Consider the following 22,649-nt stretch of genomic DNA (forward strand, 5'->3'; position numbering starts at 1 on the left):
GGCCGCCCGCATGATGCGGGCGGCCCCCTTCGCGTCGATCAGCGCTTGGTGCCGTCCACGATCAGCGGGTTGCCCGAGCCGTCGCCGCACGGCACGGCGTAGACCGCGTTCTTCTGTGCCGCCTCCTTGAACGCCTCGATGCACTGGTTGGCCAGGACCTTGTCGCTGAGCGAGTCATTGAGGATCTTGTTGGCCTTGGCGATGCCCTCGGCCTCGATCCGCCGGCGCTCCGCCTCCGCCTTCGCGGTGCGCGCCGCCTCGGTCGCCCGTTCCGTGGCCTGCTGCTGCTGGATCTTGCGGTCGATCTGGTCCTGCAGCTGCTCCGACGGACGCACGTTGCGGAGGTTGACGGTCGTGACGGCGATGCCGCGCGGCGCCAGCCGCTCCTTGATCAGGTCGGCGATCTCGGCGTTGATCTTCTCGCGCGCGGAGGTGTATCCCTCCTCGCTGGTGTGGCGGGCGAAGACGTTACGAATGATCTCCCGGCTGTCCGGGAAGACCAGTCGCTGCTGGATGGCGTCCTCGCTGCCGGCCAGCTTGTAGAGCTCGATGGCCTTGGCCGGGGTCACCGCCCACTTCACCGTCACCTCCGCGTACATCACGCCGCCCTGCGAGGAGCGCACCTCGACCACGTCCTTGTCGGAGAGGTTGAGGTCGACCGGCCGAGTGGAGAACGTCGTGACGTTCGTGAACGGCGAGGTGATGTTCATACCGGAGTTCATCGGCGTGCCCACCTTGCCGAAGGTGACCGGGACACCGACCTCGTAGGCGCTGACGACGTGCACACAGCTGACCACACCCGAGAAGAGACCGGCTATGAGCGCCCCCGCCGCTCCGAGCTTGAGGCCCCGGTTGTCGCCGCCTCTGGCAACGAGGTACATCACCGCGGCGGCGATGACGAGGATGACGAACAGGACGAACACGTTTCCCCCCAGGGACTGATGCCGCAAAGTAAGCGGAGCGTAAAGCATCGTCGGCATCAGGACGCCGGGGAGTGGCCGGCCAGTTCCCCGGCGCAGGTCCCCGGGTCCTCACGCGGCAGGCCGCGGGTCGGTCAGGGCTGCCCGATCAGCCCGTGTTCCTGCAGGTACTCGAGCTGCGCCCGCACCGACAGTTCGGCAGCCGGCCACAGGGACCTGTCGACGTCCGCGTAGACGTGCGCGACGACCTCGGCCGGGGTCGCGCAGCCGTTCTCGACCGCTGTCTCCACCTGGGCGAGCCGGTTCGCCCGGTGGGCGAGGTAGAACTCGACTGCTCCCTGGGCGTCGTCGAGCACCGGACCGTGGCCCGGCAGCACCGTGTGGATGCCGTCGTCGACGGTGAGGGAGCGCAGCCGCCGCAGCGAGTCGAGGTAGTCGCCGAGCCGGCCGTCGGGATGTGCGACGACGGTCGTGCCGCGGCCGAGAATCGTGTCGCCGGTCAGCACGGCGCGGTCCGCGGGCAGGTGGAAGCTCAGCGAGTCGGCGGTGTGGCCGGGAGTGGGGACGACCCGCATCTCCAGTCCGCCCGTGGTGATCACGTCCCCCGGTGCGAGCCCCTCGTCGCCGAGTCGCAGCGCCGGGTCGAGGGCGCGAACGTTCGTACGGGTCAGTTCCGCGAGGCGGGAGGCGCCCTCGGCGTGGTCCGGGTGGCCGTGGGTGAGCAGAGTGAGGGCGATCCGCTTGCCCGCGCGTTCCGCCGTGTCGATGACGGCCCGCAGGTGCCCCTCGTCGAGCGGGCCCGGGTCGACGACGACCGCGAGTGGGGAGTCCGGCTCGGAGACGATCCAGGTGTTCGTGCCGTCGAGGGTCATCGCCGACGGATTCGGCGCGAGGACGTTGACGGCCCGGGCCGTGGCGGGCCCGGACAGGACACCGCCACGGGGCTGGCCCGGCAGGCCGGCTGCGTCGGTCATCGCTGACCTCCCGACGTCGGGACATGCTTGGTGAACTCCTCGTGACCGGGCCAGCTCAGAACGACCTCCCCGTTCTCCAGCCGGGCGCTGGCCAGCACAGGGGCCAGATCCTGGCTCGCCGCGGCCTGCAGCGCCTCCGCGGAGGTTCCGTACGCCTGGAGTGTCCGCAGCGTCGCGACGGTCGGCGGCATCATCAGCAGCTCGCCCTTGTCGTACCCGTCCGCCGCGTCCGCCGGGCTGATCCAGACCGTGGTCTCCGCCTCCGTCGAGACGTTGCGGGTGCGCTGGCCCTCGGGAAGGGCGGCCACGAAGAACCACGTGTCGTAGCGGCGCGGCTCGAACTCGGGGGTGATCCAGCGCGCCCACGCGCCCAGCAGATCGGAGCGCAGCGCGAGGCCCCTGCGGTCCAGGAAGTCCGCGAACGACAGGCCCCTGTCGACCAGGGCCTGCCGGTCCGCCTCCCAGTCGTCACCGGTCGTGTCGCCGACGACCGTGTCGGGGGTGCGGCCGGCGAGCAGGACGCCTGCCTCCTCGAACGTCTCGCGCACCGCCGCGCACACGATCGCCTGGGCGGACGCGGTGTCGTCGACGCCGAGGCGCTGCGCCCAGACGTCCAGGGAGGGCCCGGCCCAGCGCACCGGCCGGTCGTCGCGAGGGTCCACCCCGCCTCCCGGGTACGCGTACGCGCCTCCGGCGAAAGCCATGGAGGTGCGTCGGCGCAGCATGTGGACCGCGGTGCCGTCCGCCGTGTCACGCAGCAGCATCACGGTGGCGGCCCGCTTGGGGGCCACGGCGGTGAGCTCTCCGCTCGCGAGTGCGCGGATGCGGTCGGGCCATTCCGGCGGGTACCACTGACCATTGGACATGGGCGGATGCTATGCGCTTCCGCGCCGATGTTCGAGAGCCTCCCTTGCGCTGCGCCTCGCAGGCCGGCAGACCGTCGTTGCCGCCCTGCTGGCTCAGGTCGGCCTGGGCCGTGACGCTGTTGCCGAACTCCGCCTGCCACGGAGGTACTTTCGAGTCGTAGTCGAGGCCCGGCGGTTCGCCGTGGCACGGTGACCGGCCGGAGCCCCTATGGCAGCGGCCCCGCACCCGCCGGAGAACCGGCGGCCGCGGGGCCGTACGTACGGCGCGCGGATGTACGCGCCGAAGGCTCAGTCCTGGACGAGCTCCACCTGGATCTCGACCTCGACCGGAGCGTCCAACGGAAGCACCGCGACGCCCACCGCGCTGCGCGCGTGCACGCCCTTCTCGCCGAGCACCTCGCCCAGCAGTTCGCTCGCGCCGTTGAGGACCGCGGGCTGGCCGGTGAAGTCGGCGGCGGACGCCACGAAGCCGACGACCTTCACCACACGGGCGATGCGGTCCAGATCGCCGACGACCGACTTGACGGCCGCCAGGGCGTTCAGTGCACAGGTGCGGGCGAGCTCCTTGGCCTCCTCGGGGGTGACCTCCGCGCCCACCTTGCCGGTGACCGGCAGCTTGCCCTCGACCATCGGAAGCTGACCGGCGGTGTAGACGTACGCACCCGAGATCACGGCCGGCTGGTAGGCGGCGAGCGGCGGCACGACCGCCGGAAGCGTCAGCCCGAGCTCGGCGAGCTTCGCATCGACGACGCCGCTCACGAGGCCCTCTCCCGCTTCAGGTAGGCCACGAGCTGCTCGGGGTTGTTCGGCCCGGGAACGACCTGGACGAGCTCCCACCCGTCCTCGCCCCAGGTGTCCAGAATCTGCTTGGTCGCGTGCACGAGAAGGGGCACGGTCGCGTATTCCCACTTGGTCATGGAGGCGACTGTAGCCGCACCCTCCGCCTACTTCGTGACGCAGCCCGCAGGCAGCCTCGTGCGTAGGGCGCGGCGCGACTGGTTAGGCTCGAATACGTGAGCAGGCTCCAGGTCGTCAGCGGCAAGGGCGGTACCGGTAAGACCACGGTGGCCGCCGCACTCGCGCTCGCCCTCGCGACCGAGGGGAAGCGGACTCTCCTCGTCGAGGTCGAGGGCAGGCAGGGCATCGCCCAGCTCTTCGAGACGGAGGCCCTTCCCTACGAGGAACGCAAAATCGCCGTCTCCTCCGGCGGCGGGGAGGTGTACGCGCTGGCCATCGACGCCGAACGCGCCCTCCTGGACTATCTCCAGATGTTCTACAAGCTCGGCAGCGCAGGCCGCGCCCTGAAGAAGATCGGCGCGATCGACTTCGCCACGACGATCGCTCCGGGTGTCCGGGACGTTCTTCTGACCGGCAAGGCCTGCGAGGCCGTACGCCGTCGGGACAAGCAGGGCCGTTACGTCTACGACTACGTGGTCATGGACGCGCCGCCCACCGGTCGCATCACCCGCTTCCTGAACGTCAACGACGAGGTGGCGGGCCTGGCCAGGATCGGCCCGATACACAATCAGGCGCAGGCCGTGATGCGGGTCCTCAAGTCGCCGGAGACCGCCGTCCACCTGGTGACGCTTCTGGAGGAGATGCCGGTCCAGGAGACCGCCGACGGCGTCGCCGAGCTGCGCGCCGCCGAACTGCCGGTCGGCAACGTCATCGTGAACATGGTCCGCCCGCATCTCCTGGACGAGGACGCGGTGCGCGACGCGGCGAACGGCCGGCGTGGCGCCATCACCAAGGCGCTCACGGGCGCCGGTGTCGGGCGCGCCGCAGGGCTCGTCACCCCGCTCCTCGAGCAGGCGGCCGAACACGCCCAGCGCGTCGAGCTGGAGCGCGAGCAGCGCCGGGCGCTGAACGCCCTTGACCTGGGTGCGTACGAGCTTCCCGCGCTGAGCGAGGGAGTCGACCTGTCGGGGCTCTACCAACTGGCGAAGGAACTGCGCAAGCAAGGGGCGGGCTCATGACCCTGGACGCATCGGCCCGGCTCGAGGTCGATCCGCTCATCGACGACCCCGCCACGCGCATCATCGTGTGCTGTGGCGCGGGCGGCGTCGGCAAGACGACCACGGCGGCGGCGCTCGGTGTCCGGGCGGCCGAGCGCGGCCGCAAGGTCGTCGTCCTCACCATCGACCCGGCCCGGCGGCTGGCGCAGTCCATGGGCATCGACTCTCTCGACAACACTCCGCGCAGGGTCAAGGGCATCGACGGTGACGGCGAACTGCACGCCATGATGCTCGACATGAAGCGCACCTTCGACGAGATCGTCGAGGCGCACGCCGATGCCGACCGGGCCCGCGCGATCCTGGACAACCCCTTCTACCAGTCCCTGTCGGCCGGCTTCGCGGGCACGCAGGAGTACATGGCGATGGAGAAGCTGGGACAGCTGAGGGCGCGCGACGAGTGGGACCTGATCGTCGTCGACACCCCGCCGTCCCGTTCGGCCCTGGACTTCCTCGACGCGCCGAAGCGGCTGGGGTCGTTCCTCGACGGCAAGTTCATCAAGCTGCTGATGGCCCCCGCGAAGATGGGCGGCCGGGCGGGGATGAAGTTCCTCAACGTCGGCATGTCGATGATGACCGGGACGCTGGGGAAACTCCTCGGCGGGCAACTGCTGCGTGACGTGCAGACGTTCGTGGCGGCAATGGACACGATGTTCGGTGGCTTCCGCACGCGGGCGGACGCGACGTACCGGCTCCTCCAGGCCCCCGGGACGGCGTTCGTCGTCGTCGCGGCGCCCGAGCGGGACGCGCTGCGCGAAGCGGCGTATTTCGTCGAGCGGCTGGCGGCGGAGAACATGCCGCTCGCCGGCCTGGTCCTGAACCGAGTGCACGGCAGCGGGGCGGCGCGGCTGTCCGCGGAGCGGGCACTGGCGGCGGCGGAAAATCTTGACGAAGGCGGAATTGTGGATCAGGGAGCCGGGAAGACTGGTGTTCGTGACATCACGGACGTCGTCCCCTCTCCCGAATCGCCGCCCGCGTGTCACGCCACAGGCACGCGATCCGAGGCCGCCGCCTCCGACGAGCAGACCACGCAGCAGCTGACAGCGGGGCTGCTGCGTCTGCATGCCGAACGGATGCATGTGATCGCCCGCGAGCGGCGCACATGCGACCGCTTCACCGCGCTGCACCCGGAGGTGGCGGTGGCGGAGGTGCCCGCCCTGCCGGGCGACGTGCACGACATCTCCGGCCTTCGCGCGATCGGTGACCGCCTCTCGACGGCCGAGGCCTTGCCGACGGGCGCGGCGTAGCTGCGTAAGGGCGACGTCTTCGCGGTGATGCGCGGGCCAGGGAGGCCGCAGGCACGAGCGTGGCCACCCGGCTGTGCGCTTCTCGCGCCGGGCACGGCTGGGAACCAACCGGAAGCGTCGGCGGAGAGCGTCGCCCCGCCATGGGATCGCGCCCATGGTGAACGGGGCGTCCTGGCTCCGGGCATGCTGGGCACGTGCCGGCACAGTGAACACCTGCGCCTCGCGCACTTCCGACCCAGCGCACGACTCACAAGCAGCGCGCACCACTCACCACGGCGAGACCCTTGCCCCGCCGGGTCCGCCCGGCGACTCGCGCCGCTTGGCCGGTCAGCCGACCGCCGCGTACACCTCGTAGGTCTCGTCGTCGTCGAGTGCCACGGGCAGTATCCCCGCGCTGCGCTCGTACTCCGTGCGTGCGGTCTCGAGCAGTCTGCGCCAGGAGGTGACCGTCGGCCGCCGACGCAGCAGTGCGCGTCGCTCCCGCTCGGTCATTCCACCCCAAACGCCGAACTCGACGCGGTTGTCGAGCGCATCGGCCAGGCATTCGGTCCGCACCGGGCATCCGGTGCACACCGCCTTGGCCCTGTTCTGCGCTGCCCCTTGTACGAACAGTTCATCCGGATCGGTAGTGCGGCAGGCTGCCTGCGCACTCCAGTCGGTTACCCAGCCCATGCCGGCGCCGTCCTCTCCCGAATCGAGGCTCCCCCACGGCGGCAGCGGCATATTCACCGCTGCCAGTTGAGGACGTTACGGAAGGTGGGCACAGCGCAACACCCCCGTGGGGCCCAATCTTGAATGGCCCGAACGGACTATGCGTACGCGGCAGATCACCCAGGGGAGTGACCTGAGGGCATATCAGTCAAAACCGACATCATGGGGCAGTTCAGCTGGGTCACATGGGACGCCCGATGACGCATGCGTCGCATTCGGACACGACTGACGGACACACTTCCGCCGGATTCGGGTACAGCGGAAGTTGTGTCAGGTACTTGATGCGAAACCGCACTGCTGTGACAGTTGGGAGCAGCTTAGGCCAAGGCCTTTATGCCTGTCCGGCAAATGAGAACGTAGGCTGCCCTCATGCCAAAGAAGCGCTCGGGCGGCGGTCTGACCGGGACCCAGCAGGTCGCCAAGTTCCTCGGTGTCAGCGTGCTCTCCGGAGCGGTGCTGGCGGGCATCGCCCTGCCTGCCGCCGGAGCGCTGGGACTCGCGGCCAAGGGAACGGTCGAGGGTTTCGACACGATCCCCGCCAACCTCAAGACGCCGCCGCTGAGTCAGCGCACCACGATCCTCGACTCCGAGGGCGGGCAGATCGCCACGGTCTACTCCCGTGACCGCACGGTCGTGCCCCTCGAAGAGATCTCCCCGTACATGCAGAAGGCGATCGTCGCCATTGAGGACGCCCGGTTCTACGAGCACGGCGCGATCGACCTCAAGGGCGTGCTGCGCGCGCTGAACAAGAACGCGCAGACGGGCGGCGTCTCCGAGGGCGCCTCCACCCTCACCCAGCAGTATGTGAAGAACGTCTTCGTCGAGGAGGCCGGCGACGACCCGGACAAGGTCGCCCAGGCCACCCAGCAGACGCTCGGCCGAAAGATCCGCGAACTGAAGTACGCGATCCAGGTCGAGGAGGAGCTGGGCAAGAAGAAGATCCTCGAGAACTACCTCAACATCACCTTCTTCGGGCAGCAGGCGTACGGCGTCGAGGCGGCCTCGCAGCGCTACTTCTCCAAGAAGGCCAAGGACCTGAAGCTGGAGGAGGCCGCGCTGCTCGCCGGCATCGTCCAGTCGCCGAGCCGCTTCGACCCGGTCAACGACTCGGAGGAGGCCACCAAGCGACGCAACATCGTTCTGCAGCGCATGGCCGACATCCACGACATCTCCCAGGACGAGGCGGACCGGGCGAAGGCGACCGCGATCGAGCTGAAGGTCAGCAAACCCAAGAACGGCTGCATCACCGCCGTCAACGGTGCGGGCTTCTTCTGCGACTACGTGCGCCAGGTGTTCCTCACCGACCCGGTCTTCGGCAAGACCAGGGAGGCCCGGCTCAAGGTCTGGAACCAGGGCGGTCTGACGATCAGGACCACGCTGGACCCGCAGGCCCAGGCGTCGGCGCAGGGCTCCATAAAGGACCACGTCCACCAGACTGACAAGGTCGCCTCGGCCGTGACGCTGGTCCAGCCGGGGACCGGCAAGATCGTGGCGATGGGCCAGTCCAAGCCGTACGGCTTCGGCAAGAACGAGACCCAGATCAACTACTCGGTCAACTACGGCATGGGCGGTTCGAACTACGGCTTCCCGGTCGGTTCGACCTTCAAGCCGTTCCTGGCAGCGGCTGCCCTTGAGCAGGGCAAGCCGCCGACGCAGGTGTACCCGTCGCCGTACAAGATGCCGTACCCGCAATCGGTGCCGGGCTGCAACGGCAAGCCATGGGTCAACACCGAGAACGCCGTCCTGGAGAACGAGAACGAGTCCGAGGTCGGGCCGTACGCACTCAAGGAGGCGATGGCCAAGTCGGTCAACACCTACTTCGTACAGATGATCGCCGAGACCGGCACCTGCCCGGTCATGGAGACCACCGCCAAGATGGGCGTCGTGCAGGGCAGTGGAAAGCCGCTGCCGGAACTGCCCTCCGCGCTCACCCTCGGCTCCACCGGCATCTCGCCGCTGGTCATGGCCAACGCGTACGCGACCTTCGCGAACCGCGGCACCTACTGCACGCCGACGGCGATCGAGTCGATCACGACCGCCGACGGCCAGAGCCTCAAGGTCCCGCGGACCGAGTGCTCCAGGGCGATGAACGAGCAGACCGCCGACACGATAAACACCCTGCTGCGTGGAGTGGTCGACTCCGGCACGGGCCAGCAGGCCGGGCTCCAGAGCAGGGACAACGCCGGCAAGACCGGTACGACCGACGAGCGGCGCAACGCCTGGTTCGTGGGCTACACCCCGAACATGTCCGGCGCCGTCTGGGTCGGCAGCGCCAGCCAGCAGGTGAAGATGGAGCGCATCACCATCGGCGGCCAGTACCACGACAAGGTCTTCGGCGGCGCGGTCCCGGGTCCGATCTGGAAGGCCGCGATGACCGGGGCACTGAACGGCCAGCCCGCCCCGCCGTTCAACAGCGTGCACATACCGGACGCCCCGAAGGACAAGGACAAGGACCGGGACAGGGAGAAGCCGGGCGACGGCAGGCCCGACCCGCAGCAGCCGTGGCCGGGCATCTCCATCCCGCCGGACCTGATCGGCGGGGGAAACAACCGCGGCCAGGGCAACGGCGGCGGCACCGGCGGCAACTGGCCGTAAGCCGCAACAGGCAGGAGCGCAGGGACTACGCCGAAGGGGGACCCGTCGAGAACGGGTCCCCCTTCGGCTTACCGAAGTCCACCGGCTTTCTGGGCGCGGTGGTCGGCGCCTGCCACTATCGGCTGCGCAGCTGCTCGGTTGCTTTTGCTGCCCGCTGCTCGGCTGCTTTGCTGCCCGCTGCTCGGCTGCTCGGCCGGACTGAGCCGCCTCAGCCGGCGAGAAGCTGCTTCACCGCGGTGGCGACCCGGCCGCCCTCGGCGCGGCCCGCGACCTTCGGGTTCACGATCTTCATGACGGCACCCATGGCGCGGGGGCCCTCGGCACCCGCTGCCTTGGCCTCCTCGACGGCCTGCGCGACGATCTGGTGGAGCTCGTCGTCCGTCAGCTGCTGCGGCAGGTAGGCGTCGAGGATCACGCCCTCCGCCTTCTCACGCTCCGCCTGCTCCGCGCGACCGCCCTGCGCGAAGGCATCCGCGGCCTCGCGGCGCTTCTTCGCCTCCTTGGCGATCACCTTCTGCACCTCGTCATCGGAGAGTTCACGGGCCGTCTTGCCCGAGACCTCCTCCTTGGTGATCGCGGCGAGGGTCAGCCGGAGCGTGGACGAGCGCAGTTCGTCGCGCGCCCTGATCGCCTCGGTGAGGTCTTCCTGCAGCTTGGACTTGAGCGTGGTCATGCGGCAAGTGTGTCAGGTGCGCGGCGGCAAGCGCCCGCGCATTTCGCGCGGCGGGGCGGGGTGGGGCGTGCGTCGAGCCGTGACGGCGCCGCCGGACCGGGCGGTCGCGGCGCGTGGCTCGTAAGGCTGCGGACACGCGACCGTCCCCCCGTGGCGACCGTGGCGTCGCGTTTCGGACACCGCCCGTTGACAGTCTGCGCAGGTGTCGCGCCCGCCGTCCCTCCGTCTCCCCCTCGACCGGGCCTTGGGCCCAGCGGTCGCCAGGGTCGTCGGCCGGGGCATTGGCCGGCTTGTCGGCGGCGTCCCTGGCAGGACAGGCGTCGACTTCCGCCACTGCCGGCTGCTCGGGCTCATAGGCTCGAGCGCCCTCGCAGCCGGCGGCGTGAGCGCCGGAGCACTGCCGGTGCGGCAGATACTCGCCCCCGGCTCGGGGCCGGCCGCGATCGGGCTTGTCGCCGCGTACTTCGGACTCGTCGTCCTGATAACGGCCTGGCTACTGGTGGGCAGGGCCGTGCGCGGTTCCCGTCCGCCGGAGCGTCGCGATCTGCTGGTGACGCTCGCGCTGTGGGCGGCACCGCTGGTGGTGGCGCCGCCGTTGTTCAGCCGCGACGTCTACAGCTACCTGGCCCAGGGCGCGATGGTCGACGCGCGGCTCGACGTGTACGTTCACGGCCCCTCGCGGTTGGGCGGCCCGCTCGTCGCCGAGGTCGCACCGCTGTGGCGGGACACCCCCGCGCCGTACGGCCCGGTCTTCCTGGCTTTCGCCTCGGCGGTGGCGCACTCGCCGGACCTGACGGCGTTCTCGACGGTCTCCGCGGACCTGTCGACGGACCAGGTGTCCTGGGGAGTGCTCGGCATGCGGCTGGTCGCGCTGCTCGGCGTGGTGCTGATGGCCTTTTGCCTGCCCCGCTTGGCCCATCACTGCGACACCGACCCGACGCTGGCGCTCTGGCTGGGGGCGCTCAACCCCCTGGTCCTGTTGCACCTCGTGAGCGGCGCGCACAACGACGCGCTCATGCTCGGCCTGCTGGGCGCGGGGCTCGTCGCCGCCCTCGGCCGCAGGCCGGTCGCGGCAGTCGTATTGATCACCCTGGCCGCGCTGGTGAAGGCGCCCGCGGCGCTGGGGCTCGTCGCCGTCGTCGTGGTGTGGTCTCGGCACACTCCATGGGCGCGGGTGCCCCGCCTGTCCGCAGCACTCGCCGTGCTTGGTGTGTGTGCGGCCACCACCGCAGCAACGACCGCCCTGGTGGGCACCGGCTACGGGTGGCTCGCCACCCTGGACACCCCTGTGTCACCGGAGAACTGGTCCCTCACGTCCAGCCTCGGCCGCGCGACCGCCGCCCTGATGAACGGCGGCGGCACCGGCCTCGCAGAGCTCGCCCGACTCGCAACCCCCGCCTGGCATCTGCTCGGTCTGGCGGCCACCGCCTTCGCCGTGCTGCTCGCCTGGCGCCGCCATCACCTGCAACGCCCGGTCCACGCGCTCGGACTCAGCCTGATGGCGGTAGCTCTGCTTGGGCCCGCGATCCGCCCCTGGTACATGCTGTGGGGTCTGTTCTTGATCGCTGCCGCAGGGCCAGGCAGGCCCCTGCGGCGTACCGCCGCCGCGGCGAGCGGCGTCCTCGCCCTCGCCGTACTGCCCAGTGGATTCGCCCCCGACGTCAAGCAGTTGGCGCTGGCCGTCGGTGGCGGGCTGCTGGCGGTGACGGCGCTGTGGGGCGTACATCGCTTTGCCTACCGGCTCGTTGGGAGTACCGCATGACACAACTGGAGACGACGGAGGCCACGTGGCGGCGGCCGGTGACGACGCGGGGACGCCTGCTCCGCGTCGCCGCGCTGGCGACCGCCGTGCTGCTCTTCTCCACGACGGTGGCGTATCACCGGGACTGGTTCGACCTCGGCGTCTACTACGGGACCATTCACCACTGGATGAGCGACGGCGCCATCTACGACTACCTCGTGCCGGGAAGCCGCTACGGCTTCACGTACCCGCCGTTTGCCGCCGTCTGCATGCTGCCCATGGCGTTGGTCGACTGGCAGAGCGCGGTCGCGTTCACTCTGCTCCTCAACGGGGCGGCCGCGGCCGTGATCCTGCGGTGGACCGTCGGGCCGGTCGTGCGCAGGCAGGGGTGGACACCCTGGTACGCACTCTCCCTCGCCGGCTTGGCCTTCGCCCTCCTGGAACCGGTTCGCGACACCGTCAGCTTCGGGCAGGTCAACCTGCTGCTGTTGGCGCTCGTCCTCGCCGACGCGCGACTGCTGTCCGCCGGCGGCCGCGCGTCGCGGTACGCGGGCATCGGCATCGGGCTCGCCGCCGCGATCAAACTCACGCCCGCCGTCTTCATCGGCCATCTCCTCCTCACCGGCCGCCCCCGGGCCGCCGCCACCGCCACCGCCGTCGCACTCGGCGCCACCGGCCTCGCCACGTGGATCGCGCCGGACGCCTCCCGCGTCTACTGGACGGAGGCCCTGTGGAACACCGACAGGGTCGGCTCGCTCGCGTATGTCTCCAACCAGTCCTGGCAGGGACTGCTGGCCCGCGTCTTTGAGCCCCACGAGCCGAGCCGCGCGGTGTGGGCATTCGGGGTGGTCGTCCTGCTCGTCGTGTGGGCCGTGCGCGTACGCAAGTCGACGGCGGCTGGTGACCATGCCGGCGGCTTCGCGCTGACCGGGATCCTCGCCTGCCTGATCAGCCCGGTCACCTGGGTGCACCATTTGGTCTGGCTGGTGCCCGCCCTCGTGCTGCTCGCCGACGCCGGCCTCCGCACGCCCGACGGTCCTGACCGCCGCAGGCTGCTGACCTGGGCCGTCGCCCTGCCCTTCGTACTGAGCAGCAGCATCGTGTGGCTGTGGAGCCATGACTCGTCCGGCATCGACGGCTTCCTCGGCGGCAACACATACATGTGGATCGCGCTGGGGCTGTTCTTCGCGCTGCCGCTCCGCTCCGCGTCCGCGGAGGACCGCCGCCCGGCACTGCCCGGGCCCTGACGGGTCTGCGACGATGGACCCATGCGCGCACGCTACGGGCTCCCACTGAAAATCACCGCAGGTGTCACGGCGGCCGGGGCTGCCGGCCTCGTCTACGCGGCGGGCATCGAGGCCCGGTCGTTCCGGCTTCGACGAGTCACAGTGCCGGTTCTGCCACGCGGAATGCGGCCCTTGCGTGTACTGCAGGTCTCCGACATCCACATGGTCAGCGGCCAGCGCAAGAAGCGGGCGTGGCTGCAGTCGCTGGCCGGGCTGCGCCCGGACTTCGTCGTCAACACCGGCGACAACCTCTCGGACCCGCAGGGCGTCCCCGAGGTGCTGGACGCGCTGGGCCCGCTGATGGAGATCCCCGGCGTCTACGTCTTCGGCTCCAACGACTACTACGGCCCGAAACTCCGCAACCCCGCCCGCTACCTCCTCGAAAAGGCCCAGGGCCGCCACGGCCTCAACGGCAACGCGCCTGCCGTCGGCGCCGTCCACAACCCGTGGGAAGACCTGCGGGACGCGTTCGACGCCGCGGGATGGCTGGACCTGACGAACACCCGCGGCCGGCTGAAGCTCGACGGCTACGAGATCGCCTTCACCGGCCTTGACGACCCGCACATCAAGCGCGACCGGTACGAGAAGGTCGCGGGCGGCCCCGAACGGGACGCCGACCTGTCGCTGGCCGTCGTCCACGCGCCCTATCTGCGCAGCCTCGACGCCTTCACGGCCGACGGCTACCCCCTGATCCTCGCGGGCCACACCCACGGCGGTCAGCTGTGCATCCCTTTCTACGGGGCCCTGGTCACCAACTGTGACCTGGACACGGACCGGGTCAAGGGCCTGTCCACCCACCGTGCCGAGGGGAACGTCTCCTACCTCCACGTCTCGGCGGGCTGCGGCACCAACCGCTACACCCCGGTGCGGTTCGCCTGCCCACCGGAAGCGACCCTCCTGACCCTGGTCCCCCGCGACTGACCCCCGCCGACCTGGGCTTTCCTCCCCCGCGCCGCCCCACCCGCGCCGTGGTCCCTGCCTCCCCGGCGCGTCGCCCGCAGCGGGCCGAAACCGGATTTCGTCTCCGGCCGCGGGTGGGCTAAAGTAATCGATGTCGCCGGGACACCGGCGACATCGGGGTGTAGCGCAGCTTGGCAGCGCGCTTCGTTCGGGACGAAGAGGTCGTGGGTTCAAATCCCGCCACCCCGACAGTGAAACACCAGGTCAGGGGCCTGATCCGCAGAGCGGGTCGGGCCCCTGAGTGGTTTCGGAGATCGTCTGGGAGAGGCCTCGGAGACGATCTTGGTCGGACTCCTGTGCGTTCGTGAAGCGGATCCTCTTACGGATCCGTGACGCGAGGGCCGTCGGACACCTCGCCGGAACCGGGGCGGCATAGCTTCGGGGCATGCGCGTACTTGTGACTGGAGGAGCGGGCTTCATCGGCTCGCACATCGTCGCCGAGCTGATCGGACGCGGGCACGACCCGGTGGTGTTCGACATGGCGGAGGACGGGCGGGACGTACGGGACCCGAAGGCGGTACGGGACGCCCTGGCCGGGGTCGACGCGGTCTGTCACCAGGCGGCCAAGGTGGGCCTCGGCAAGGACTTCGGGGACGCACCCGGATACGTGTCGGCCAATGACCTCGGTACGGCGGTCCTGCTGGCCCAGATGGCGGAGGCGAGGGTGCGGCGGCTGCTGCTCGCCGGATCGATGGTCGTCTACGGCGAGGGGCGGTACGAGTGTGCCGCGCACGGCGTGGTCCGGCCCGGTCCGCGTGCCGAGGCCGACCTGAAGGCCGGTCGGTTCGAGCCGCGCTGCCCGGACTGCCGTGCCGACCTGGCACCCGGTCTGGTCGCGGAGGACGCGCCGATGGACCCCCGGAACGTCTACGCCACCACCAAGCTCGCGCAGGAACACCTCGCGGGCTCATGGGCCCGGGCGATCGACGGACGCGTGATCTCGCTGCGGTACCACAACGTCTACGGGCCGGGGATGCCCCGCGACACCCCGTACGCGGGCGTGGCCGCCCTGTTCCGGTCCGCGCTCGCGCGCGGCGAATCGCCGCGCGTCTTCGAGGACGGCGGGCAGCGGCGGGACTTCGTCCATGTACGGGATGTGGCCTCGGCCAACGCGATGGCGCTGGAGGCGTTGAGGGAGGGGCCGGCCTTCGCCGCGTTCAACGTCGGCAGCGGCGATCCACGGACCGTCGGCGACATGGCCGAGGCGCTGGCCGCCGCGTGCGCGGGACCGTCCCCGGTCGTCACAGGCGAGTACCGGCTGGGCGACGTCCGGCACATCACCGCCGACTCCGCGCGGCTGCGCCGCGAGCTGGGCTGGCGTCCGGCGGTGCCGTTCACGGACGGGATGGCCGAACTCGCGGGCGGCACGGAAGGCCCGGCCCCGCGGGAGGCCGGGCTCGCCCGGCAGCCGTAGGGCAGCAGTGGGCTGACCTGGGGGAACGGCTACCCCAGCGGCACCGGCAGGGTCAGTTCGAAGCGGCAGCCGCCGGAGACGTTGCGGACGTCGGCCCGGCCGGCGTGTGCCTCGACGATGCCCCGGACGATCGCCAGGCCGAGGCCCGCCCCCGAGGGTGGAGTACGTGCCGGAGTGCCGCGCCAGCCCGTGTCGAAGACGCGCGGGAGGTCTTCGTCGGGGATGCCCCCGCAGGCGTCGGTGACCGAGAGCACCACGGAGTCCGCGCGGAGTTCGGCGGCGATCGCGACGGTTCCGTCGGAGGGGGTGTGGCGGATGGCGTTCACGAGGAGGTTGGAGAGAACGCGGGTCATTTCTTTGCCGTCCACCTCCACCGGGAGTGGTGCGACGTTCTCGCCCGCGAGGCGCACGCCGTGTTCTCGTGCGAGGGCTTCGGCGCCGGCCAGGGCGTCTCCGACGAGGTCGTAGAGAGACGTCCGCGTGGGGCTGAGGACCAGCGCGCCCGCGTGGATGCGGGAGAGCTCGAAGAGGTCGCCGACCATGGAGTTGAGGCGGTCGACCTCGGTGCGCATCTGACGGTGGTAGCGGGCGGGGTCGGCGGCCACGCCGTCCTCCAGCGCCTCCGACATGGCGCGCAGCCCGGCGAGCGGGGTGCGCAGGTCGTGCGAGATCCAGGCGACGAGTTCGCGCCGGGAGGTCTCCAGGGCCCGCTCGCGTTCGCGGGAGGCAGCCAGCCGTTCGCTGGTGAGGGCCAGCTCGCGGCTCAGGGCCACGAACTCGGCGGGGGCGGGGAGGAGCGGTGCCGTGAACGTGCCCTGCTCCCCGAAGCTGCGCGCCGCTCCGACGAGTTCGCGGCATCGCCGTACGACCTGGCGGCCCAGAAGCAGCGCGGTGGCCAGCGACACGGCGGCCGCCATCGCGACGACCATGGTCACCACGGCCAGGTCGTGCGAGGACAGGAACATCGCCCACGCCACCGCGAGCGTCCCGGCTAGCATCGCGGACACGGCGACGGCAGCGACGACGGCGAGGGACACCGCGACACTCCGCTGCCTCAGGATCCGCAGCGCCGCGGCTCCCAGAAGGCCGGCGGCGCCCGCGCCGAGGAGCGCGTACAGGGCGATCAGCATCAGGTCACGCACGGTCCGCCTCCGTCTCCGTCCCGGCAGCCGAGGTGACCTCGGTGGCCGGGCTCGCCTCGAAGCGATAGCCGACGCCCCAGACGGTCTGGATCAGGCGCGGGTTAGCCGGGTCGTCCTCGACCTTTCCCCGGAGCCGTCGCACATGGACGGTCACGGTGGACAGATCTCCGAAGTCCCAGCCCCAGACCTCGCGCATCAGCCGCTCCCGGTCGCAGACCTGCCGCGGGTGCCGCAGGAAGTAGGCGAGGAGATCGAACTCCCTCAGGGTGAGGGCGAGTTCCCGGCCATGCTTGGTGACCCGGCGGGCCGCCGGGTCCAAGGACAGGTCCGCCGCAGCGAGGCGTGACTCACCGGCGGGTGCGGCTCGCATCGCGCGGCGCAGGACCGACCGCACCCGCAGGACGAGCTCTCGCGGGCTGAAGGGCTTGGTCACGTAGTCGTCCGCGCCGACCTCCAGGCCCAGGATCCGGTCGTCCTCGTCGCCGCGCGCGGTCAGCATGATGACAGGGACGGGCCGCCTGCCGCTCTCCCGCGCGCGCAGTCGGCGGCAGACCTCCAGCCCGTCCATACCGGGAAGCATCAGATCGAGCACCACGAGGTCGGGCCGGAGCTCATCGGCCGCGCGCAGCGCGGCCGGCCCGTCGGCCGCCAGGCGCACCGCGAAACCGGCCCGCTGCAAGTACCCGGCCACGACCTCCGAGACGGTCGGGTCGTCGTCCACGACGAGAACACTGCCCACGGCACCGGCCTCGTCGGTGCCGTCCGCCCGGTGCCCTTCGTACGCACTCTCCACGTCGCTTCCTGCCATGGCCCCAGGTTGTCACCCGTCCGGGCCAAGCCGAAGCGAGGTTCGCCTCCTCCGGGACGGCGTCCGCGTTTCGTAAGGTCTGGAAGCGTCATTTCCCGGTTCCTGATTCCTACGGTGTGGAGGGTGACTTCCTCTGCTTCCGCACCGCCCCGCGCGGATCTCGTACTGCCGTGCCTCGACGAGGCCGAAGCGCTCCCCTGGGTGTTGGCGCGGGTGCCCGCCGGGTGGCGGGCCATCGTCGTCGACAACGGCTCGACCGACGGCTCCGCGGAGATCGCCCGAAGCCTCGGTGCGACCGTCGTACACGAGAGCCGACGTGGTTTCGGTGCTGCCTGCCACGCCGGGCTGCTCGCGGCCCGCGCCGACCTGGTCTGCTTTTGCGACTGCGACGCCTCGATGGACCCCGGACTGCTCGCCCCGATGGCCGCGCAGGTGGCAGCGGGCGAGGCCGATCTGGTGCTCGGGCGTCGGCGCCCGCAGGGGCGAGGTGCCTGGCCCCCTCGTGCCCGCGCCGGGAACCTGGCCCTCGCGCGGATGCTGCGCCACCGCACTGGACTCCGGCTGCACGACCTCGGCCCGATGCGGGCGGCACGACGAGAGGCGCTGCTCGGGCTGGAGCTGACCGACCGGCGCAGTGGCTACCCGCTCCAAATGGTCGTGCGGGCCTCTGATGCGGGCTGGCGGGTCACCGAGACGGACGTCCCGTACCTGCCCCGCTCGGGGAAGTCGAAGGTCACCGGGACTTGGCGGGGCACCTGGTATGCCGTGCGCGACATGCGCCGGGTACTCGCTGAGCCGCCCGGCGCATCATCCGTCGCGGCCGGGGAGGTCTCCGTATGAGCACCCTGCTCGTCATCGCCAAGGCTCCCGTGGCGGGTCGGGTCAAGACGCGTCTGACGCCGCACTTCACCCCGGAGCAGGCAGCCGAGCTGGCCCGCGCAGCCCTCCAGGACACGCTCGAGACTGTGCTCGAGGCCCCCGCCGAGCGCCGTGTCCTGGTGCTCGACGGGCGACCGGGGTCCTGGCTGCCCGAGGGCATCGACGTCCTTCCGCAAGGCGCCGGCGGCCTCGACGCCCGACTGGCCGCGGCCTTCTCCCACGTCGAAGGGCCAGCCTTGCTCATCGGCATGGACACCCCCCAGGTCACCCCCGACCTCCTCGCCCAGGGCCTCGACTTCAGCGAGACGGATGCCTGGTTCGGCCCGGCCGACGACGGCGGGTTCTGGGCACTCGGCCTGGCCGAGCCAGACCCGGCGCTGCTCCTCGGCGTACCCATGTCGGTGGCGCACACCGGGCGGGAGCAGCGCCGACGGTTGACCGCGTCCGGGCGGGCGGTACGGGACCTGCCCGAGTTGTGCGACGTGGACACACCGGCCGACGCGGCACAGGTGGCGGCCGCCATATCCGGCACGCGCTTCGCCACGCTTCACAGTGGTCTGTGCGCGGTGACGCGATGACCGCCCAGCTAACCGAACCCGCCCTCGCCTGGCGGGCCGACCCGTATGCCGAGGCCCTCCGCACCGGCCGGGGCCCTCTCTACCTGCGCCGAGGCGACGGCTGGCTGCTGCCCCTGGAGGTCGAGCGATGGTGCGCCGAACCCGACGAGGCCGACACCACCGTCCTCGACCGCTGCGCGGGCCCCGTCTTGGACATCGGGTGTGGTCCCGGCCGCCTCGTCACCGCCCTCGCCGCACGCGGACACCGGGCTCTGGGGGTGGACGTCAACCCGGAGGCGGTGGCCATCACGGTCCGTTCGGGAGGCAGCGCCCTGTGCAGATCGGTCTTCGATCCCCTGCCACGTGAGGGCCGCTGGGACACCGTGTTGCTCATGGACGGCAACATCGGCATCGGAGGTGATCCGGCCGCCCTGCTCCGCCGCGCCGCCCGACTCGCCTCACCGTCCGGCTCCCTTTTGGTCGAGGTGGCCACCGCCGACGTCGACGAACGCGTCCAGGTCCACGTCGACGACGGACGCGGCGGGCGCGGAGCGCCGTTCCGGTGGGCCCGGCTCGGCACCCGGGCCTTGTGCGCCGAGGCTCCGCGGGCCGGCTGGACCCGATCCCTCACCTGGCAGGCCGCGGGCCGCAACTTCGTGGGCCTACGCCGCTGAGGACACGACCAGTAGGGGCCGACGCCTGCCACGCGTCGGCCCCTACTCCACGGCGGCCCTGCCTGGACTCAGCGTCGACGAGCCGCCCGTCGCAGGCCCGCACGCACCCCGACGTACGCGACGGTGATCACGGCGACGGCCGCCATCGCGAGAAGCCAGTTCCGGAGGTAGTCCAACGGCAGCACTGTCGCATTGGCCACGCCTCCAGGGCGCAAGAGCGGCGGCAGGGCGATCACCGTGAGCGAGCCCGCGACGACCAGCGCGGCGCGCGGAACCCCGCGCAGACGCAGACCCGCCGCCGCGGTGAGCGCGGCGATCGCGATCACCAGCGGTGCGATCAGCCCGTCGTGCACGAGGACGCCGCCTGCGAGCCACACACCGATCCGCCACGGCTCGGGCCGCTCCAGCAGCAGGGTGCCGCCGAAGACCATCAGACCGGTCCCGCAGCCGCCCACCACGTACCGGACCACCGTCACAGCACCTCCAGGCGGCCGACCCACTTGGTCTGGAGCACTCCGGGACGGTTGGGGGCGATGATGCGCGCCGGGTAGCCGTGGTCCAGGGACAACATCTCTCCGTTCAGGCCCAACGCCAGCAAGGTAAGCGGGTCCTGAGCGTACGTACGGCCCATTTCCGTCACCCGGTACGCGCCCGCGGCCTCCAGGGACACCACCCGGCACCGCGCCCCCGGGTCACCTCCCGCCTTGTCCAGCAGGTCGCGCACCCGTACCCCCGTCCAGTGGGCGGACTTGCTCCACCCTTCCACGCACGCGAGGGGCAGGCTCGCCTCGTGCTGCGGCATCGCGCGCAGTTCCGCCGGCGTGAGGGTGTACGGGCTCGGCCCGTCGACGATGAGCCGCCAGTCGGCCAGTGACGCCTCGGTGACGCGTGCCGCGGCGGCCGTGCGGTTGACCGGCAGTCCCTGCGGCCCGTGGTCCGGACTGCGCGGGCCGAACAGCTCCAGGGGTCCGAGCGCGGTGACGGACTGGCCCACCGTCGTCAGCGTGACGGCACCGACCCCTGCCCCGATGGCCGCGAGCAGTTGACGGCGGTCCGGTCCGTCGGCGGCGGGAAGGGAAAGGGTCCCCGGAGAGCGGCGGGTGAAGTGGTCTCGGATCCGCGGCCATTGCACGGCGACGTGGAGCAGCAGCGCTCCCACCAGGAGCCAGCCGACGGCGTAGTGGACGGGGACGAAAAAGAACGGCCAGGGGTACCACTGGAAGGTGTTCAGCAGCCCGGTGAACAGCTCGAAGATCCCCGCGGCGACGAGCACGGCCACCGAGATACGCTCCAGCGCGTGCCGGACCGACCGGACCGGCGGCCATGCGAAGAGCCGGGGGTAGACCGCCCACAACTTGGCAAGCAGCAGCGGGATCGCTGCGATGCCAGAGGCCACGTGCAGCCCCTGGGTGAACCGGTAACCCCAGCGCGGGCGGCTCGGCAGCCGGTCGACGAGCCAGACGGGCGGGTGCTGGAGGAAATGGCTGAGCACGCCGGTCGCGAAACAGACGACGACGGCAAGCCCGAGCCAGCGGCCGATCACGGTCGCGGTGCGGGCATCGTGCAGACGCCCCTTGAAGCTGATCGGCGGTCCAGGAGACGGGATGAGACGCATGAGCCCATGACACCCCCGGCAACGCCCCAGGGGGTGGCCTGAACACCTTACGAAACACGGACGCGCGGGGCGCCCGACCACACCTTCAGGGCCGTTCCTGGAACGCTGCGGACGTGAACCCGCGCACCGCCCTCGCCGCCACGGTCCTCGCCGCACTCACCGCCGTCCTCGTCCTCACCATCCGGTACGACGGCTACTTCGCCGACCCCGGTCGGCTGTTCTGGTGGTACGCGGCGTGCTGGGTGCTGTTCGCCGGGGCTCTGCTCGCGCTGCGCCGGGTCCCGTCCTCCCATGTCGTGCCCCTGCTGGTGGCCGGGGCGATCGCCGTGACGGTGACCGGCCTTGTGGCACCGCCCCGGACCAGCACCGACGCGTACCGCTACGCCTGGGACGGCCGCGTCCAGTCGGCCGGCGTCTCCCCGTACGACCACGCTCCGCAGGACCCGACGCTGGTCCGGCTGCGCGACTCGTGGCTCTTTCCCAAAGGGGCGGCCTGCGGCGGCCCGGACCGTGCCCGCATCCCCCCTGCCGGCCCGGTACCGCACTGCACGCGCCTCAACCGGCCCGCCGTGCACACCATTTACCCGCCCGTCGCCGAGGCGTACTTCCTCACCGTCGACCAGCTCTCCCCGGAAGGGGCCCGGCACAAGCCCCTCCAGATCGGCTGCGGCCTGATCACCCTGGGCGTGACCGGCGCGGTGCTGCTGATCCTGCGCCGCCGGGGCATCGACCCGCGCCGGGCCGCGTACTGGGCGTGGTGCCCCGTCGTGCCCATCGAGGCGGTCAACAACGCACATGCAGACGTCCTCGGGGCGCTGTTGGCCGTGATCGGCCTCGGGCTCCTCGCCGTCCTTCCGCATCGCCGGTCCGCCGGCGGGCTGGTCCTGGGCGCCGCCATCGCCACCAAGCTGATGCCCGCCATCGTCCTGCCAGGGGCACTGTCCGGAATCCGCCGCGTCCGCGATGCGGCCGCCGTGCTGCTGCCCGCCGCCGCTTTCATCGCGCTCGCCTACACGCCCTACGTCCTCCTCTCGGACGGGTCCGTCTTCGGCTACCTCGGTGGCTACGTGGAGGAGGAAGGCTACGACGAGCCCGCCGCCGGGCCTCGGTACGCGCTGCTCCGCCTGGTCCTGCCCGACAGCTGGGCGCTCCCGGTGGTCCTCGCCGTCATGACGGTGGTGTCCCTGTACGTGATGCGGCGCGGTGACCCGCACCGCCCGTGGAGCGGCGCGCTCCTGGTCACCGGCTGGGCCTTCGCCCTCCTCACGCCCGGCTATTCCTGGTACGCATTGCTCCTTGTCGCCCTCGTCGCGCTGGACGGACGGTGGGAATGGCTCGGCGTCGCCCTCGCGGGCCCCGCCGTCTACGTCTTCGGCCGGGTCTTCGACCACCGGCAGCCGACGGCCGCGATCGCGTACGGCCTTGCGGTCCTCCTCGTCCTCGCGGCCGCTGTGGTGCGGCGGCGCCACGGAACCGGAACGCGTCAGCCCGAGGACGTCTCCGTCCAGGCATCGGAGCCGGGGTCGCCCCCCTCGGCCCGGATCACGAGGCGGCCGACGTAGTGGTGCCGGCCGT

General features: G+C 71.2%; 22 protein-coding genes and 1 tRNA gene. 12 read left to right on the forward strand and 11 right to left on the reverse strand.

Features of this window, described 5'->3' with window-relative positions:
• Positions 1 to 38 precede the first annotated feature (38 nt).
• From ABZ070_RS05180 to ABZ070_RS05200, 5 genes are all read right to left on the reverse strand, one after another.
• On the reverse strand, positions 39 to 923 hold the full coding sequence (locus ABZ070_RS05180; RefSeq protein ID WP_356630084.1) for a prohibitin family protein: 885 nt from the start codon (positions 921 to 923) through the stop codon (positions 39 to 41).
• Positions 924 to 1,054: 131 nt separating this feature from the next.
• Positions 1,055 to 1,894 carry an MBL fold metallo-hydrolase gene (locus tag ABZ070_RS05185; RefSeq protein WP_356630086.1) on the reverse strand — a complete coding sequence of 280 codons (840 nt, stop codon included), beginning with the start codon at positions 1,892 to 1,894 and terminating at the stop codon, positions 1,055 to 1,057.
• A complete protein-coding gene (locus tag ABZ070_RS05190) occupies positions 1,891 to 2,760 on the reverse strand; it encodes an NUDIX hydrolase (RefSeq protein ID WP_356630088.1) in 870 nt (289 codons plus the stop codon). The genes ABZ070_RS05185 and ABZ070_RS05190 overlap by 4 nt, the downstream gene beginning before the upstream one ends.
• 288 nt (positions 2,761 to 3,048) lie before the next feature.
• Entirely contained in the window at positions 3,049 to 3,519 is a 471-nt protein-coding gene (locus ABZ070_RS05195) for a RidA family protein (RefSeq protein ID WP_356630090.1), read from the reverse strand.
• Positions 3,516 to 3,677 carry a DUF4177 domain-containing protein gene (locus tag ABZ070_RS05200; RefSeq protein WP_356630092.1) on the reverse strand — a complete coding sequence of 54 codons (162 nt, stop codon included), beginning with the start codon at positions 3,675 to 3,677 and terminating at the stop codon, positions 3,516 to 3,518. Before ABZ070_RS05200 ends, ABZ070_RS05195 begins: the two co-directional genes overlap by 4 nt.
• Before the next feature lie 96 nt (positions 3,678 to 3,773).
• Here ABZ070_RS05200 and ABZ070_RS05205 point away from each other — a divergent pair, with 96 nt between their 5' ends.
• Together ABZ070_RS05205 and ABZ070_RS05210 are read left to right on the forward strand one after the other, a co-directional pair.
• Entirely contained in the window at positions 3,774 to 4,736 is a 963-nt protein-coding gene (locus tag ABZ070_RS05205) for an ArsA-related P-loop ATPase (protein ID WP_356630094.1), read from the forward strand.
• The gene (locus ABZ070_RS05210; RefSeq protein WP_356630096.1) at positions 4,733 to 6,019 is read left to right on the forward strand and encodes an ArsA family ATPase; all 1,287 of its coding nucleotides are present in this window, start codon (positions 4,733 to 4,735) and stop codon (positions 6,017 to 6,019) included. Before ABZ070_RS05205 ends, ABZ070_RS05210 begins: the two co-directional genes overlap by 4 nt.
• A gap of 327 nt (positions 6,020 to 6,346) precedes the next feature.
• Here the strand turns inward: ABZ070_RS05210 and ABZ070_RS05215 are convergent, their stop codons facing one another.
• A complete protein-coding gene (locus tag ABZ070_RS05215) occupies positions 6,347 to 6,691 on the reverse strand; it encodes a WhiB family transcriptional regulator (RefSeq protein WP_356630098.1) in 345 nt (114 codons plus the stop codon).
• 408 nt (positions 6,692 to 7,099) lie between these two features.
• Here ABZ070_RS05215 and ABZ070_RS05220 point away from each other — a divergent pair, with 408 nt between their 5' ends.
• Positions 7,100 to 9,325 (forward strand): transglycosylase domain-containing protein, encoded by a 2,226-nt coding sequence (locus ABZ070_RS05220; RefSeq protein ID WP_356630100.1) that lies wholly within the window; start codon positions 7,100 to 7,102, stop codon positions 9,323 to 9,325.
• 208 nt (positions 9,326 to 9,533) lie between these two features.
• Here ABZ070_RS05220 and ABZ070_RS05225 read toward each other — a convergent pair whose 3' ends face one another.
• Positions 9,534 to 9,998, reverse strand: coding sequence for a GatB/YqeY domain-containing protein (locus ABZ070_RS05225; protein WP_356630102.1), 465 nt, complete (start codon positions 9,996 to 9,998; stop codon positions 9,534 to 9,536).
• Between the two features lie 280 nt (positions 9,999 to 10,278).
• On the opposite strand from ABZ070_RS05225, the gene mptB reads away from it, so the two are divergent.
• From mptB to ABZ070_RS05250, 5 genes are all read left to right on the forward strand, one after another.
• Entirely contained in the window at positions 10,279 to 11,760 is a 1,482-nt protein-coding gene (gene mptB, locus ABZ070_RS05230) for a polyprenol phosphomannose-dependent alpha 1,6 mannosyltransferase MptB (protein ID WP_356630190.1), read from the forward strand.
• Positions 11,757 to 12,986, forward strand: coding sequence for a glycosyltransferase 87 family protein (locus ABZ070_RS05235; RefSeq protein ID WP_356630103.1), 1,230 nt, complete (start codon positions 11,757 to 11,759; stop codon positions 12,984 to 12,986). Before mptB ends, ABZ070_RS05235 begins: the two co-directional genes overlap by 4 nt.
• 21 nt (positions 12,987 to 13,007) lie before the next feature.
• Positions 13,008 to 13,946 (forward strand): metallophosphoesterase, encoded by a 939-nt coding sequence (locus tag ABZ070_RS05240; protein ID WP_356630105.1) that lies wholly within the window; start codon positions 13,008 to 13,010, stop codon positions 13,944 to 13,946.
• Positions 13,947 to 14,100: 154 nt separating this feature from the next.
• Positions 14,101 to 14,174, forward strand: a tRNA-Pro gene (locus tag ABZ070_RS05245).
• A gap of 196 nt (positions 14,175 to 14,370) precedes the next feature.
• A complete protein-coding gene (locus ABZ070_RS05250) occupies positions 14,371 to 15,399 on the forward strand; it encodes an NAD-dependent epimerase/dehydratase family protein (protein WP_356630107.1) in 1,029 nt (342 codons plus the stop codon).
• A 29-nt stretch (positions 15,400 to 15,428) separates the two neighbouring features.
• On the opposite strand, the gene ABZ070_RS05255 is transcribed toward ABZ070_RS05250, so the two are convergent.
• Entirely contained in the window at positions 15,429 to 16,541 is a 1,113-nt protein-coding gene (locus tag ABZ070_RS05255; protein WP_356630109.1) for a HAMP domain-containing sensor histidine kinase, read from the reverse strand.
• Entirely contained in the window at positions 16,534 to 17,349 is an 816-nt protein-coding gene (locus tag ABZ070_RS05260) for a response regulator transcription factor (RefSeq protein WP_356630111.1), read from the reverse strand. Before ABZ070_RS05260 ends, ABZ070_RS05255 begins: the two co-directional genes overlap by 8 nt.
• A 123-nt stretch (positions 17,350 to 17,472) precedes the next feature.
• On the opposite strand from ABZ070_RS05260, the gene ABZ070_RS05265 reads away from it, so the two are divergent.
• From ABZ070_RS05265 to ABZ070_RS05275, 3 genes are read left to right on the forward strand one after another with little or no spacing between them, the layout of a single operon-like run.
• On the forward strand, positions 17,473 to 18,189 hold the full coding sequence (locus tag ABZ070_RS05265; protein WP_356630113.1) for a glycosyltransferase family 2 protein: 717 nt from the start codon (positions 17,473 to 17,475) through the stop codon (positions 18,187 to 18,189).
• Positions 18,186 to 18,806, forward strand: coding sequence for a TIGR04282 family arsenosugar biosynthesis glycosyltransferase (locus tag ABZ070_RS05270; protein ID WP_356630115.1), 621 nt, complete (start codon positions 18,186 to 18,188; stop codon positions 18,804 to 18,806). The genes ABZ070_RS05265 and ABZ070_RS05270 overlap by 4 nt, the downstream gene beginning before the upstream one ends.
• Positions 18,803 to 19,459 carry a methyltransferase domain-containing protein gene (locus ABZ070_RS05275; RefSeq protein ID WP_356630117.1) on the forward strand — a complete coding sequence of 219 codons (657 nt, stop codon included), beginning with the start codon at positions 18,803 to 18,805 and terminating at the stop codon, positions 19,457 to 19,459. The genes ABZ070_RS05270 and ABZ070_RS05275 overlap by 4 nt, the downstream gene beginning before the upstream one ends.
• Before the next feature lie 68 nt (positions 19,460 to 19,527).
• Here the strand turns inward: ABZ070_RS05275 and ABZ070_RS05280 are convergent, their stop codons facing one another.
• Positions 19,528 to 19,935 carry a hypothetical protein gene (locus tag ABZ070_RS05280; protein ID WP_356630119.1) on the reverse strand — a complete coding sequence of 136 codons (408 nt, stop codon included), beginning with the start codon at positions 19,933 to 19,935 and terminating at the stop codon, positions 19,528 to 19,530.
• Positions 19,932 to 21,074, reverse strand: a complete 1,143-nt coding sequence (locus ABZ070_RS05285) for a molybdopterin-dependent oxidoreductase (RefSeq protein WP_356630121.1) — start codon at positions 21,072 to 21,074, stop codon at positions 19,932 to 19,934. The genes ABZ070_RS05280 and ABZ070_RS05285 overlap by 4 nt, the downstream gene beginning before the upstream one ends.
• A gap of 113 nt (positions 21,075 to 21,187) precedes the next feature.
• On the opposite strand from ABZ070_RS05285, the gene ABZ070_RS05290 reads away from it, so the two are divergent.
• Positions 21,188 to 22,636: a glycosyltransferase 87 family protein gene (locus ABZ070_RS05290; RefSeq protein WP_356630123.1), complete on the forward strand. Its 1,449-nt coding sequence runs from the start codon at positions 21,188 to 21,190 to the stop codon at positions 22,634 to 22,636.
• The last annotated feature ends 13 nt before the right edge of the window (positions 22,637 to 22,649 follow it).

Origin of the sequence: Streptomyces sp. NPDC006283 (genome assembly GCF_040613325.1) — a bacterium.
Taxonomy (GTDB): domain Bacteria; phylum Actinomycetota; class Actinomycetes; order Streptomycetales; family Streptomycetaceae; genus Streptomyces.

Bases quoted from the DNA above. Each gene is read 5' to 3' on its own strand.
- ABZ070_RS05185 (WP_356630086.1), bottom strand. From the start codon at position 1,894: ATGACCGACGCAGCCGGCCTGCCGGGCCAGCCCCGTGGCGGTGTCCTG.
- ABZ070_RS05190 (WP_356630088.1), bottom strand. From the start codon at position 2,760: ATGTCCAATGGTCAGTGGTACCCGCCGGAATGGCCCGACCGCATCCGC.
- ABZ070_RS05200 (WP_356630092.1), bottom strand. From the start codon at position 3,677: ATGACCAAGTGGGAATACGCGACCGTGCCCCTTCTCGTGCACGCGACC.
- ABZ070_RS05210 (WP_356630096.1), top strand. From the start codon at position 4,733: ATGACCCTGGACGCATCGGCCCGGCTCGAGGTCGATCCGCTCATCGAC.
- ABZ070_RS05215 (WP_356630098.1), bottom strand. From the start codon at position 6,691: ATGGGCTGGGTAACCGACTGGAGTGCGCAGGCAGCCTGCCGCACTACC.
- ABZ070_RS05220 (WP_356630100.1), top strand. From the start codon at position 7,100: ATGCCAAAGAAGCGCTCGGGCGGCGGTCTGACCGGGACCCAGCAGGTC.
- ABZ070_RS05225 (WP_356630102.1), bottom strand. From the start codon at position 9,998: ATGACCACGCTCAAGTCCAAGCTGCAGGAAGACCTCACCGAGGCGATC.
- ABZ070_RS05235 (WP_356630103.1), top strand. From the start codon at position 11,757: ATGACACAACTGGAGACGACGGAGGCCACGTGGCGGCGGCCGGTGACG.
- ABZ070_RS05240 (WP_356630105.1), top strand. From the start codon at position 13,008: ATGCGCGCACGCTACGGGCTCCCACTGAAAATCACCGCAGGTGTCACG.
- ABZ070_RS05250 (WP_356630107.1), top strand. From the start codon at position 14,371: ATGCGCGTACTTGTGACTGGAGGAGCGGGCTTCATCGGCTCGCACATC.
- ABZ070_RS05260 (WP_356630111.1), bottom strand. From the start codon at position 17,349: ATGGCAGGAAGCGACGTGGAGAGTGCGTACGAAGGGCACCGGGCGGAC.
- ABZ070_RS05270 (WP_356630115.1), top strand. From the start codon at position 18,186: ATGAGCACCCTGCTCGTCATCGCCAAGGCTCCCGTGGCGGGTCGGGTC.
- ABZ070_RS05275 (WP_356630117.1), top strand. From the start codon at position 18,803: ATGACCGCCCAGCTAACCGAACCCGCCCTCGCCTGGCGGGCCGACCCG.
- ABZ070_RS05285 (WP_356630121.1), bottom strand. From the start codon at position 21,074: ATGCGTCTCATCCCGTCTCCTGGACCGCCGATCAGCTTCAAGGGGCGT.